Consider the following 13,153-nt stretch of genomic DNA (forward strand, 5'->3'; position numbering starts at 1 on the left):
AGGGGATCAGACCTCATCCTCCCCGCCCTCCAAATCCCCCTCGACCTCCAAGTACGCCTCCCGCAGCCCCTCCAGCGTCGCCGCGTCCGGCTTCGCCCAGAGGCCGCGGTCGGCGGCCTCGATGAGGCGCTCGGCGATCCCGCGCAGCGCCCACGGGTTGGACGTGCGCATGAACGCGCGGTTGGCCGGGTCGAGCACATACTCGGCGGCGAGCTTCTCGTACATCCAGTCCTGGACGACCCCGGTCGTCGCGTCGTACCCGAACAGGTAGTCGACGGTCGCCGCGAGTTCGAACGCGCCCTTGTAGCCGTGCTTGCGCATGGCCTCGATCCACCGCGGGTTCACCACCCGCGCCCGGAAGACCCGGGCGGTCTCCTGTTCGAGGGTCCGGGTGCGCACCGCGTCGGGCATCGTCGAGTCGCCGATGTACGCGGCCGGCGCCGTCCCGGTCAGCGCGCGCACGGCGGCGACCATGCCGCCGTGGTACTGGAAGTAGTCGTCCGAGTCGGCGATGTCGTGTTCGCGCGTGTCGGTGTTCTTCGCGGCGACGGCGATGCGCTTGTAGGCGCGCTCCATGTCCTCGCGGGCGAACACCCCGTCGAGTCCGCGGCCGTAGGCGTAGCCGCCCCACGTCGCGTACACCTCGGCCAGGTCCGCGTCGTCGCGCCACGTCCGGGCGTCGATGAGCGGCAGCAGCCCGGCACCGTAAGCCCCCGGACGTGAACCGAACACCCTTGTCGTGGCACGCCGTTCGTCGCCGTGCTCGGCGATGTTCGCCCGCACGTGCGCCCGCACGAAGTTGTCGTCGTCCGGCTCCTCCAGCCCGGCGGCCAGGCGCACCGCGTCGTCGAGCAGCAGCACGACGTGCGGGAACGCGTCCCGGAAGAAGCCGGAGATCCGCACGGTGACGTCCACCCGCGGCCGATCCAGTTCCGCCAACGGGATCGGCTCCAGGCCGGTCACCCGCCGCGACGCGTCGTCCCACACCGGGCGGATGCCCAACAGGGCGAGCACCTCGCCCACGTCGTCGCCGCTCGTGCGCATCGCGCTCGTGCCCCACACCGACAGGCCGACCGAGCGCGGCCATTCGCCGTGGTCTGCGCGGTACTTGGTGAGGAGCGAGTCGGCGAGCGCCTGTCCGGTCTCCCAGGCCAGGCGGCTCGGGACGGCCTTCGGGTCGACGGTGTAGAAGTTGCGGCCGGTCGGCAGCACGTTGACCAGGCCGCGCAGCGGCGAGCCCGACGGGCCGGCGGGCACGTAGCCGCCGTCCAACGCGTGCAGCACGGCGGCGATTTCGTCACCCGTGCGGTCCAGCCGCGGTACGACCTCGGTGGCGGCGAAGGCCAACACCTCGGCGACCGCGGGAGCTTCGGCACCGAGTACCGAGGACACGACCGCGGGTGCCGCGGCCGGATCCCAGCCGTGCTCCTCCATCGCCGCGACGAGCGCATGCGCGGCGGCTTCGGCGTCGTCGGTCTCCCGGCGCGTCGCGGTGCCGCCCTCCACCAGGCCGAGGGCCTCGCGGAGACCGGGCAGCGCGGCCGTACGGCCGCCCCACACCTGCCGGGCGCGCAGCATCGCGGTGACGAGGTTCACCCGTCCCTCGCCGGTCGGGGCGGTGCCGAGGATGTGCAGGCCCTCGCGGATCTGCGCGTCCTTGACCTCGCACAGCCACCCGTCGAGGTGCAGCAGGAAGTCGTCGAACTCGGCTTCGTGCGGCCGGTCGCCGATGCCGAGGTCGTGGTCGAGACGGGCGGCCTGGACGAGGGTCCAGATCTGCGCCTGCACCGCCGGGGCCTTGGCCGGGTCGAGGGCGGAGACGTTGGCGTACTCGTCGAGGAGCTGTTCGAGCCGGGTGAGGTCGCCGTAGGTCTCGGCGCGCGTCATCGGCGGCACGAGGTGGTCCACGATCACGGCGTGCGCGCGGCGCTTGGCCTGGGCGCCCTCGCCCGGGTCGTTGACCAGGAACGGGTAGACGAGCGGCAGATCGCCGAGCACCGCGTCGGGCCCGCACTCGGCGGACAGGCCGAGGTTCTTGCCCGGCAGCCATTCCAGCGTGCCGTGCTTGCCGAGGTGGACGAGCGCGTTCGCGCCGAAGCCGCCGGTCGCGCGGGCGCTGTCCAGCCACCAGTAGGCGGCCAGGTAGTGGTGGCTCGGCGGCAGGTCCGGGTCGTGGTAGATCGCGACGGGGTTCTCGCCGAAGCCGCGCGGCGGCTGGATGATGAGGACGACGTTCCCGGCGCGCAGCGCGGCGAGGACGATTTCGCCGTCCGGGTCGCGGGAGTGGTCGACGTACAGTTCGCCGGGCGGCGGGCCCCAGTGCTCTTCGATGTTGGCGCGCAGGCCGACCGGGAGCTTGGCGTAGCGCTCGCGGTATTCGGCGGCGCCGATGCGCACCGGGTTGCCTTCGAGCTGGGCTTCGGACAGCCACTCGGGGTCTTGTCCGCCGGCCGCGATGAGCGCGTGGATCAGCGCGTCGCCGTCCGCGGGTTCCAGGCCGGGCAGCGCGTCGGGGCCGGCCGCGGGACCGACGTCGTAGCCGGCGTCGCGCATCGCGCGCAGCAGGGCGACGGCGCTGGCGGGGGTGTCGAGGCCGACGGCGTTGCCGATGCGGGCGTGCTTGGTCGGGTACGCGGACAGCACGACGCCGATGCGCCGTTCCGCGGGCGGCACATGCCGCAGCGCGGCGTGCCGGACGGCGATCCCGGCGACGCGGGCGGCGCGTTCCGGGTCGGCGGCGTAGAAGGTGAGGCCGTCGGCGCCGGTCTCCTTGAAGGAGAACGGCACGGTGATGAGGCGGCCGTCGAACTCCGGCACGGCGACCTGGGTGGCGGCGTCCATCGGCGAGAGGCCCGCGTCGCCGGCTTCCCATTCGGCGCGGCTGGTGGTGAGGCTCAGGGCCTGGAGCACGGTGATGTCGAGGGCGGCGAGCGCGCCGACGTCCCAGGCTTCGTCGTCGCCGCCCGCGGACACCTCGGCGGGGCGTGCGCCGCCCGCCGCGAGCACGGTGACGAGCAGCGCGTCGACCTCGGCGATCGCCTCGAACAGCGCCGGGTCGGCGCCGCGCAGCGACGCGCACCAGACCGGTACGGCGCGGCCGCCCGCGTTCTCGATGGCGTCGCACAGGGTGCCGACGAAGGCGGTGTTCCCGGCCAGGTGGTGGGCGCGGTAGTAGAGCACGCCGACGGCGGGCGCGTCCGGGTTGCGCGATTCCCGCTCCAGACGTCCCCAGGTGGGGACTTCGGCGGGCGGTTCGAAGCCGTGGCCGGTGAGGAGCAGCGTGTCGGAGAGGAACCGGTGGAGGTTCGTCAGGTTGTCCGCGCCGCCCTGCGCGAGGTACGCGTGGGCTTGCGCGCTCACCCCGGCGGGCACCGTCGCCAGTTCCATGAGGGCGGCGTCGGCGGCTTGTTCGCCGGAGACCACGACGACCGGGCGGGGCCCGGCGAGGAGGGCGTCGAGGCCTTCCTCCCAGGCGCGGCGGCCGCCGAGGAGGCGGACGACGACGAGGTCGGTGCCGTCCACCAGCGCGGGCAGGTCGGCCGCGGTCGTGCGGGCCGGGTTGGCGAGGCGCCATGCGCCGTCGCTCGCCTTGGCGCTGAGGAGGTCGGTGTCGGAGGTGGAGAGGAGGAGGATCACCGGGCCGACCGCGCCTTCGCGTCGCCGCGCCGGGTCGCGGATGCGGATGCGGCCGGTGCGTATACGTGCGTGCAGGTCGGACGGCAGGACGAAGTCGCCACAGCGCGCGCCTCTCCGGGGTCCTCGCCCCATCGGACAATCGGGTCCGGGCGCGCAGTTCCTGACTCCCCGCCGCATGCTGCGGCGGGTCACAGTGGCGGGACCGTCCCGGATTCGCACCGGGTTCCTGACTGCGCCCTCCCCACACCGGCGACGCCGGCGCCCGCTCAGCATCGCCTAGCGGCCGGTCGCGCTGCAAGTTCCCCCAATCGAGGGATTTGCCACGTTCCCCGGAGGGCCTCGCGGGGGCTGCTATCCGGTTGGCTCGCAGAGCCCCCACTCGTGGGCGAGCACCGCGGCCTGGGCCCGGCTGCGCACCCCGAGCTTCGGCAGGATCCGGCTGACGTGCGTCTTGGTGGTGGCCTCGGCCATGTCCAGGTGCACCGCGATCTCCTGGTTGGAGAGGCCGCGGCCGAGGCAGGCGAGGACCTCGCGCTCCCGCGGGGTGAGCGCGGCGAGCGCCTCGGGCGGTTCGGCGGGGCCGCGCGGACGCGGCGCGGCGAATTCGGCGATGAGGCGGCGGGTGACGGCGGGCGCGATGATGCCTTCGCCGCGGGCCACGGTACGCACGGCCTCGGTGAGCACCGCGGCCTCCGCGTCCTTGAGCAGGAATCCGGCGGCGCCCGCACGCAGCGCCCCGAACACGTATTCGTCCAGGTCGAACGTGGTGAGCACCAGCACGTCGGCCAAGTGTTCGGCCACCACCGCGCGGGTCGCGGCGACGCCGTCGAGCCGCGGCATCTGCACGTCCATCACGACCACATCGGGCCGCAGTTCGCGGGCCAGCGCGACGGCCTCCTCGCCGTCCGCGGCCTCGCCGACCACCTCGATGCCGTCGGCGGCCCGCAGGATCATCACGAGTCCGGCGCGCACGGCGCCCTGGTCCTCGGCGACGACGACCCGGATCACGACGCGGCCTCCCGGGCCTCCCGGGCAGCGCGCGGCGCGCGGGCGGCGTCGCGCTGCTCGGCCTTGCACGGCAGTTCGGCGCGTACCCGCCACAGCCCGTCGTGCGGTCCCGCCTCGAAGCGGCCGCTGAGCAGCGCGGTGCGTTCCCGCATGCCGACCAGGCCGGCACCTGCGCCGGGGGCCCGCGGCCCGTCCGGGGCGGCGACGTAGGTGCTTTCCACCGCGACGACGAGGCAGCCGCGGGTGTGCCGCACGCGCACGATGACCGGACCGGGCGCGGCATGCTTCATCGCGTTCGTCAGCGACTCCTGGACGATGCGGTACGCGGCCAGTTCGACCGGTGCGGGCAGCACCGTCCCGGCCGGACGCGTGTCGTCGAGGACGAAGGTGAACCCGTCGGCCGAGCCGCTGCGCTCGGCCCGCCCGATCATCGCGTCGAGCGAGTCCAGCCGCGGCACCGCCGCGGACTCCTCGAACCCGGTCTCGCCCCCGCCGCCGTCACGCAGCAGCCCGATGAGGCGGCGCATCTCGGCAAGGCCCTGCACGCTGCTCTCCCGGATGATGCCGAGCGCCTGCTTGGTGGCGTCCGGGTCGCCGGCCGCGACGGACATCGCCGCAGTGGAGTGGATCGCGATCGCGGACAGGTGATTGGCGACCACGTCGTGCAACTCGCGGGCCATCCGCGCGCGTTCCTCGGAGACCGCGGCACGGCGGTCCAACTCGGCGAGCAGCGCGGTCTGTTCGGCCCGCAGGCGCTCGGCGGCGGCTTCGTCGCGGTGGGTGCGGATGATCCACGCGGTCGACGCGGGCGCCAGCGTGATCAGCCCGGCGAAGACGCCGATCAGCAGCGCCTGGGGCTGCCGCATGATGCCGAGCGCGACGATGGTGGCGGTGAGGGAGAGGACGAGCGCGGTCGGGGTCATGCGGCGCGCCCACGGCAGCGGACCGTAAAGGGTGGTGGCGTACACCAGGTCGGTGAACATCACGATCGTGGCGATGTTGCCGCCGGAGACGGTGTCCGCGGCGAGGGCCGCGAAGCCGACCAGGACCGCGGCGCGCGGCGCGGTCCGCCGTGTCACTTCGGCACTGGCCATGACGGCGAGGGGCAGCAGCTGCCAGGCGCGCGGGACGCTGAAGTCGTTGTTCTCCAGCCCCAGCGTCCACAGCACGATGCCGCCGACCAGCCCGGCGACGGCGATGGCGACGTCGCTCCGGTGAGGTCGGGCCGATTGCATGCGCCGCCTTCCGCGTGGTGTCCGATGGATGCCCGGGAGCCGGGCACAGGCTCCGGGCGGCGGCCCCCGCGCCGCGGCCCTCCGGGCCTCCCGGCCACCCTACGTGACGGGCGCCGCCTCCTCTCCCGGTCGCGGACGCGCCGCCGGGCGTACATCGAACGATGCAGCCGGTAATCGGCGCGCGAGGTGACGCGACGAAGCCCGGGCGTTGGAAGGCTGGGATGCGGCGCCGCTCCGGGGCCCGGTCGGACCGGCCGGCGCCGCCGTCCCCACCAGGCCGGCGCCACGCACGCGCCGGCCGACGATCTACGGAGCCATCCCATGCTGGTCACCCTGGTCATCGCCTGCGAGGTCGGGTTCTGGCTGCTGCTGGCGGCCGGGCTGACGGCCCGCTACGGCCTCGAGTGGCGGCGGACAAGCGGTGTCCTGCTGGTGTCCGTGCCCGTCGTGGACGTCGTCCTACTGGTCGCCACGATCGTCGACCTGCGGCGCGGCACGACCTACTGGTCGCCACGATCGTCGACCTGCGGCGCGGCACGACGGCGAACTGGTCGCACGGCCTCGCCGCCGCCTACATCGGCTTCTCGGTCGCCTACGGCCACTACCTGGTCAAGCGCGCCGACGCCTGGGTCGCCTACCGCTTCGCGGGCGCACCCAAGCCGCCCAAGCCACCGAAGTACGGCACGGCGCGCGCAAAATACGAGTGGCAGATCGCCCTGCGCACGGTCATGGCCGCAGTCGTCGCCATCGGGCTGCTCCAGTGCGCGATCTGGATGGTCGGCGATGCCTCGCGGACCGCGGCCCTCACCTCGACGCAGAGCCGCATGCTGTGGATCGCCGGCATCAACGTGGTCATCGCGCTGACCTACACCCTGTGGCCGAAGGAGGCCCCGAAGGGCGGGGACAGTACCCAGAAGGAGCGGAAGGACCTGAACACGGACCTGGTCAAGGCCTACGTGCTCGGCAAAGCCGCCCGCCGCTACGGCACGGGCACCGGCGACTACGGCACGGGCACCGCGGACACGAACCCGCGAACCCGCGACCGGGCATCCGCCGAAGCGTCCGCGAATTCGTCGGCCGCGGCGTCGAAGAAGCCGTGAGGCGCGGCCGGGTGGGTCGTGAACGCGTGCGGGCACCCGGCCGCGGTCGGCGCGGTGTCGAAGCGAGTCGGTTTCAGTTGCCGCCGCCCATGTGCGGGTACCGGTAGTCGGTCGGCGGAACCAAGGTCTCCTTGATGGTGCGGGTGCTGGTCCACCGCATCAGGTTCTGTGCCGCACCGGCCTTGTCGTTGGTGCCGGAGGCGCGCCCGCCGCCGAAGGGCTGCTGGCCGACGACGGCGCCGGTGGGCTTGTCGTTGAGGTAGAAGTTGCCGGCCGCGAAGCGCAGCACCTCGGAGGCCTCGGCGAGCGCGGCGCGGTCCTGCGCGATGACGGCGCCGGTGAGGGCGTACGGCGACACCGATTCCATCTGGCGCAGCATCGGCGCCCAGGCGGCGTCCTCGTAGACGTGCACGGCGAGGATCGGGCCGAAGTACTCGTCGCGGAAGACCTCGTTCTCGGGGTCGTCGGAGACCAGCAGCGTCGGGCGGACGAAGTAGCCGACGCTGTCGTCGTACGTGCCGCCCGCGACGATCTCGACGCGCGGGTCCGCGGCGGCCCGGTCGATGGCCGCCTTGTTCTTGGCGAAGGCGCGGGCGTCGACGACCGCGCCCATGAAGTTGTCCAGGTCGGTCACGTCGCCCATGGACAGGCCTTCGATCTCCGCGATCAGGTCGTCGCGGAAGCCGGACTCCCACAGCGACCGCGGCACATACGCCCGCGACGCCGCCGAGCACTTCTGCCCCTGGTACTCGTACGCCCCCCGCACCATCGCCGTCTTCAGCACCGCAGGATCCGCCGACGAGTGCGCGACGACGAAGTCCTTGCCGCCGGTCTCCCCCACGATCCGCGGATACGTCCGATACCCGCCGATGTTCGCGCCGACGGTCGACCACAGGTGCCGGAACGTCGCCGTCGAGCCGGTGAAGTGGATGCCCGCGAGATCGGGGTCCGCCAGGACGACCTCGGACACCGCGAGGCCGTCGCCCGGCAGCATGTTGATGACGCCCGGCGGCATCCCTGCTTCTTCCAGCAGGCGCATCAGGTGCCAGGCCGCGACCGTCTGCGTCGGCGACGGCTTCCAGATCACCGTGTTCCCCATCAGTGCGGGCGCCGTCGGCAGGTTCCCGGCAATCGCGGTGAAGTTGAACGGCGTGACGGCGTAGACGAAGCCTTCGAGCGGCCGGTGGTCGAGCCGGTTCCACACGCCGGGCGAGCTGATCGGCTGCTCGGCGAGGATCTGCCGGGCGAAGTGCACGTTGAACCGCCAGAAGTCGACGAGTTCGCACGGGGTGTCGATCTCCGCCTGCTGCACGGTCTTGGACTGGCCGAGCATCGTCGCGGCGGCGAGGCGCTCCCGCCATGGACCCGCCAGCAGATCCGCGGCCTTGAGGATGATCGCGGCGCGGTCGTCGAACGACAGCGCGCGCCACGCCGGGGCGGCGGCCTTGGCGGCGGCGACGGCGGCCCGGGCATCGTCCTGCGTGGCGTGCGCGAAGGTGCCGAGGACGGCGGCGTGGCGGTGCGGCTGGACGACGTCGACGCGCGGCCCGCCGCCCATCGACTGGACACCGCCGATCGTCTGGGTCAGCTCCACGGGTTCGCCGGCCTGCCGCTTCAACTCGGCTTCCAGGCGGGCGCGTTCGGGGCTGCCGGGGGCGTACGAGCGAGCCGGTTCGTTGACCGGGGCCGGGACCTGGGTGACGGCGTCCATCAGGGCATGCCTTTCGGTGGGAGGTGCGGGCGTCGGGGCTGCGTCCCGGGCGGCGGCGGTCAGCGGCCGGGCACGAAGGAGCGGAGGAAGAACGCGACGTTGGCGGGGCGTTCGGCGAGGCGGCGGGTGAAGTAGCCGTACCAGTCGGTGCCGAAGGGGACGTAGACGCGGACCTTTTCGCCGTCCTCGGCGAGGCGCTGCTGTTCGGCGGTGCGGATGCCGTAGAGCATCTGGAACTCGTAGGTGCCCGGCTGCCGTTCGTGGCGCAGGGCGAGTTCGCGGGTGATGGCGACGAGGCGCGGGTCGTGGGTGGCGACCATGGGGTGGCCGTCGCCGGCCATGAGGATCTTGAGGCAGCGCACGTAGGCGAGATCCACGGCGCGGCGGTCCTGGTGGGCGATGGACGCGGGTTCGCGGTAGGCGCCCTTGACCAGGCGCACCCGGGATCCGGCGGTCGCGAGGCGGCGGCAGTCGTCCTCGGTGCGGAACAGGTACGACTGGAGGACGGCGCCGGTGCCGGGGTGGTCGCGGCGCAGCTCGTCGAGGATGCCGAGGGTGGAGTCGGCCGTCGTGTGGTCTTCCATGTCGAGCGTGACGGTGGTGCCGGCGCGGGCGGCGGCCTCGGCGACGGGCCGCACGTTGGCGAGCGCGAGGGCGTGCCCGTCGGCGCCGAGGGACTGGCCGAACGCGGAGAGCTTCACCGACACCTCGACGCGGCCGCCGAGGCCGAGGGGCGCGACCGCGTCGAGGATCCGCAGATAGGCGTCGCGGTTGCGTTCCGCCTGGGACGCGTCGGTGATGTCCTCGCCGAGGTAGTCGATCGTGACGTCGAGGCCGCCGTCCGTGAGGCCGCGGACGGCGGTGAGTGCGTCGGGCAGCTCTTCGCCGGCCACGAAGCGGTCGACGACGGGACGCGTGACCGGGGCGGTCGCGACGAAGTCGCGCAGCCGGTCGCTGTGCGACGCGGTGAGGAGCAGGCGGCCGAGCACGGCGGGCCTCCGGGAGCGGTCGGCGGTACGGGGGCCGCGTTCCGGCCCTTGCCGCGAACGTACGTCCGCCGTGTGGCCTGCGCATATGGACCGCAGTCGCGTTCCCGGCGGGAGATCTTGTACACATGTATGAAAGGGCCGGGTGGCCGGTTTGTCGGGGTTCACCCGGTCGCCGCGAGCGGCAGAGGAGACGGGCGATGGCGGCGCAGCGGGATTACCAGCGCATCGTCGAGGAGGCCGCCGCGCTGCTGGGCGCTCCGGCCACGTTGGAGGACCGCGACTTCACGCTGGTCGCGTTCGCCGCGCACGAGGGTGATGCGGATGTGGTGGCGGACGACGTGCGCGCCCGGTCGATTCTCAGCCGCCGCTCGTCGCCGCAGGTGAAGGCGTGGTTCGAGAGCTTCGGCATCACGCGGGCGACGCGGCCGGTGCGGATTCCGGCGGACCCGGCGACCGGGGTACGGGCGCGGCTGTGCCTCCCGGCACGGCATGGCGGGGTGACGTACGGCTATATCTGGCTGCTCGACCCGGGCGGCGCGGAGTGGCCGGACACCGACCTGGCGGAGGCGTTCGCGCTGGCCGGGCGCGCGGGCGACCTGCTCGCGGAGGAGGCGCACGCGGGCACGGAGCTGGGCGAGCGGCTGCGGGCGCTGGTCACGGGGACGGGCGACCCGCAGGCGGTGGCGGCGCTGGAGGCGGCGGGGGCGCGGACGGGGACGGGCCCGTATGCGGTGGTGGTGCTGCGGGGCGGGCTGCCGGATCCCCTGACGGTGCTGGGCCAGGCGTCGGTGGTGGCGGCCTACACGGGTGCGTTTGTGCCGGACACCGAGCCGGACGAACTCGTCGCGCTGATCCGCACGCCGCGTGCGCCCACCGAGCCCGCCCGCCGCCTCGCCCGCCTGCGCAAGGGCACCCGTGCGGGCGTCTCGGCGGCCTTCCCCGGCCCCGCGGAGGCAGCGGCCGCCTACGCCGAGGCCGTCGCCGCGGCCCGGACCGCGACGGCCTTCCCCGCGTACGGCCCGGTCGCGTCCTGGCCGGAGCTGGGCCCGTACCGGCTGATCTCCCACCTCCCCGCCGCCCCGGATCCGGCCGTGGCCCCGCTGCTGAGCCCCCAGCACGCGGAACTCGCCCGCACGGCGGAGGTCTACCTGGACCGCGCCGCCCACGCGACGCAGGCGGCGGAGGTGCTGGCGATCCACCGCCAGACGCTGTACTACCGGCTGTCCCGGGTGGAGGCTCTGACGGGCTTGGACCTGGCGAACGGAGAACATCGGCTGCTGCTGCATATGGGGTTGAAGGCGGGGCGGATGAGGGGTGAGGAGACAGGCTGAGTGGCCCGGATGACGGGGGGTGTGGGGGCGCTCCGCGAGCGGGGCCCGGCGGTGTGAGCGCAGACGCGGCAGTGACGCGGTGTGGGCCGACCGGTGGCGTGACGGCGGCGCGGGCGCACGCCGGGTGGCGCTGCTCCGGCCCGATCCGGCGCACGGGGCGCCGCGGATGCCGTCCACGCCGTCGTCGAGCAGTTCGCCGACCGAGTTCACGTCGCCGGTGGCGCGCGAGACGATGCGGCCCGACGAAGGCAGCGCAAGCGCAGGCAGGCAGTTCGCGCGGCGAGGCTCGTCGGGCGCACACGGCCGGCGCGGTTCGGCGCTCTCGCCGCCGCGGCCCCGGCCCCTCCGCCGCAGCCGTCAGCGGGTTCCCTGTGTCCCCTCTCGCCTCGCGGCTCCGCTCCGCCCGCCCGTCCTCAGTCCGCGCCCGCTACGATCGGCGCGATATGAGCGCCACGATCGTCGTCAAGGACCTCTCCGCCGGGCACGGTGACCGCGTCCTGTTTTCCGCGTTGGATCTGGTGGTCGCCCCCGGCGACGTCGTCGGGCTGGTGGGGGTGAACGGGGCCGGCAAGTCGACGCTGCTGCGGATGCTGGCGGGGTTGAGCACGCCGGAGAGCGGCTCCATCCAACTCAGCCCGCCCACCGCGACCGTCGGGCATCTGCCGCAGGAGCCGGAGCGCCGCGCGGGCGAGACCGTGCGCGCGTTCCTGGGGCGGCGTACCGGCGTGACCGACGCGCAGGCCGCGCTCGATGCCGCGACCGAGGGACTCGTCGAGGAGCGCCCCGGCGCCGACGACGAGTACGCCGTCGCGTTGGAACGCTGGCTCGACCTCGGCGGCGCCGACCTCGACGAGCGCGCCGACGAAGTGGCCGCGGACCTCGGCTTGGCCGTCGACCTCGACCAGCCGATGACCAGCCTCTCCGGCGGCCAGGCCGCACGCGCCGGGCTCGCGTCGCTGCTGCTCAGCCGCTACGACGTGTTCCTCCTCGACGAGCCCACCAACGACCTCGACCTCGACGGCCTCGACCGCCTCGAGAAGTTCGTCACCGGGCTGCGGGCGGGCGTCGTCCTGGTCAGCCACGACCGCGAGTTCCTCACCCGCACGGTCACCCGCGTCGTCGAACTCGACCTGGCGCAGCAGAAGATCCGCATGTACGGCGGCGGCTACGAGGCCTACCTGGCCGAACGCGAAGTCGCCCGCCGCCACGCCCGCGAGGAGTACGACCAGTACGCCGACACCCGCGCGTCCCTCGAAGAGCGCGGCCGCACGCAGCGCGCCTGGATGGACAAGGGCGTCAAGAACGCCCGCCGGAAGTCGAACGACAACGACAAGATCGGCCGCAAGTTCCGCTCCGAGGCGTCCGAGAAGCAGGCCGCGAAGGCCCGTCAGACCGAGCGCATGATCGAGCGGCTGGACGTCGTCGAGGAGCCCCGCAAGGAGTGGGAGCTGCGCATGGAGATCGCCGCGGCGCCGCGCGCGGGCGCGGTCGTGGCGACCCTGCGCGCCGCCGCCGTCACGCGCGGCGAATTCACCTTCGGCCCGGTCGACTTGCAGGTCGACTGGGGCGACCGCGTGGCGATCACCGGACCGAACGGTTCGGGCAAGACCACGCTGCTCGGCGCGCTCCTCGGCCGGATCCCGCTGGACTCCGGGCAGGCCGCGCTCGGCCCGGGCGTCGTGGTCGGCGAAATCGACCAGGCCCGCGGCCTGTTCCTCGGCACCGAGGCACTGCTGGACGCGTTCGGTGCCGCCGTCCCGGACCTGCAGCCCGCCGACGTCCGCACGCTGCTGGCGAAGTTCGGGCTGAAGGCGGACCACGTGCTGCGTTCCGCGGACACCCTCTCGCCGGGCGAACGCACGCGCGCCGCGCTGGCGTTGCTCCAGGCCAAGGGCGTCAACCTGCTGGTGCTCGACGAGCCGACGAACCACCTGGACCTGCCCGCGATCGAGCAGCTGGAGTCGGCGCTCGCGTCGTATACCGGCACGCTGCTGCTGGTCACCCACGACCGCAGGATGCTCGACGCCGTGGAAACCAACCGCCGCCTGCACGTCGCGGCAGGCCGCGTGACGGGCGACTGAACACCGCCCGACCAGCTCGACCCCAGCTCGACCCCGCACGGCTCCGCTGCTTCGGTCGGCCG

The 13,153-nt window shown here is 73.6% G+C and carries 8 protein-coding genes and 1 riboswitch; of the genes, 3 read left to right on the forward strand and 5 right to left on the reverse strand.

Annotated features, from left to right (window positions below):
* Positions 1-6: 6 nt before the first annotated feature.
* The 3 genes from cobN to ABEA93_RS10315 form a co-directional block, all read right to left on the reverse strand.
* The gene (gene cobN, locus ABEA93_RS10305; protein WP_345675234.1) at positions 7-3,636 is read right to left on the reverse strand and encodes a cobaltochelatase subunit CobN; all 3,630 of its coding nucleotides are present in this window, start codon (positions 3,634-3,636) and stop codon (positions 7-9) included.
* Positions 3,637-3,769: 133 nt separating this feature from the next.
* A riboswitch (cobalamin riboswitch) is annotated at positions 3,770-3,909 on the reverse strand.
* Positions 3,910-3,987: 78 nt separating this feature from the next.
* Positions 3,988-4,644 (reverse strand): response regulator, encoded by a 657-nt coding sequence (locus ABEA93_RS10310; protein WP_345675080.1) that lies wholly within the window; start codon positions 4,642-4,644, stop codon positions 3,988-3,990.
* The gene (locus ABEA93_RS10315) at positions 4,641-5,879 is read right to left on the reverse strand and encodes a sensor histidine kinase (RefSeq protein WP_345675081.1); all 1,239 of its coding nucleotides are present in this window, start codon (positions 5,877-5,879) and stop codon (positions 4,641-4,643) included. Before ABEA93_RS10315 ends, ABEA93_RS10310 begins: the two co-directional genes overlap by 4 nt.
* A 404-nt stretch (positions 5,880-6,283) precedes the next feature.
* On the opposite strand from ABEA93_RS10315, the gene ABEA93_RS10320 reads away from it, so the two are divergent.
* On the forward strand, positions 6,284-6,979 hold the full coding sequence (locus ABEA93_RS10320) for a hypothetical protein (protein ID WP_345675082.1): 696 nt from the start codon (positions 6,284-6,286) through the stop codon (positions 6,977-6,979).
* A 73-nt stretch (positions 6,980-7,052) separates the two neighbouring features.
* Here the strand turns inward: ABEA93_RS10320 and pruA are convergent, their stop codons facing one another.
* Together pruA and ABEA93_RS10330 are read right to left on the reverse strand one after the other, a co-directional pair.
* On the reverse strand, positions 7,053-8,690 hold the full coding sequence (gene pruA / locus ABEA93_RS10325) for an L-glutamate gamma-semialdehyde dehydrogenase (protein WP_345675083.1): 1,638 nt from the start codon (positions 8,688-8,690) through the stop codon (positions 7,053-7,055).
* 59 nt (positions 8,691-8,749) lie between these two features.
* Positions 8,750-9,679: a proline dehydrogenase family protein gene (locus tag ABEA93_RS10330; protein WP_345675084.1), complete on the reverse strand. Its 930-nt coding sequence runs from the start codon at positions 9,677-9,679 to the stop codon at positions 8,750-8,752.
* 197 nt (positions 9,680-9,876) lie between these two features.
* Here ABEA93_RS10330 and ABEA93_RS10335 point away from each other — a divergent pair, with 197 nt between their 5' ends.
* Positions 9,877-11,010, forward strand: coding sequence for a PucR family transcriptional regulator (locus ABEA93_RS10335; RefSeq protein ID WP_345675085.1), 1,134 nt, complete (start codon positions 9,877-9,879; stop codon positions 11,008-11,010).
* A gap of 443 nt (positions 11,011-11,453) precedes the next feature.
* Entirely contained in the window at positions 11,454-13,091 is a 1,638-nt protein-coding gene (locus tag ABEA93_RS10340; RefSeq protein WP_345675086.1) for an ABC-F family ATP-binding cassette domain-containing protein, read from the forward strand.
* Positions 13,092-13,153: the final 62 nt, after the last annotated feature.

Source organism: Yinghuangia aomiensis (genome assembly GCF_039542225.1).
Classification (GTDB): Bacteria; Actinomycetota; Actinomycetes; order Streptomycetales; family Streptomycetaceae; genus Yinghuangia; species Yinghuangia aomiensis.

Excerpts from the sequence above, each read along its gene's own strand:
- ABEA93_RS10335 (WP_345675085.1), top strand. The coding sequence starts at position 9,877 with ATGGCGGCGCAGCGGGATTACCAGCGCATCGTCGAGGAGGCCGCCGCG.
- pruA (WP_345675083.1), bottom strand. The coding sequence starts at position 8,690 with ATGGACGCCGTCACCCAGGTCCCGGCCCCGGTCAACGAACCGGCTCGC.
- ABEA93_RS10315 (WP_345675081.1), bottom strand. The coding sequence starts at position 5,879 with ATGCAATCGGCCCGACCTCACCGGAGCGACGTCGCCATCGCCGTCGCC.
- ABEA93_RS10340 (WP_345675086.1), top strand. The coding sequence starts at position 11,454 with ATGAGCGCCACGATCGTCGTCAAGGACCTCTCCGCCGGGCACGGTGAC.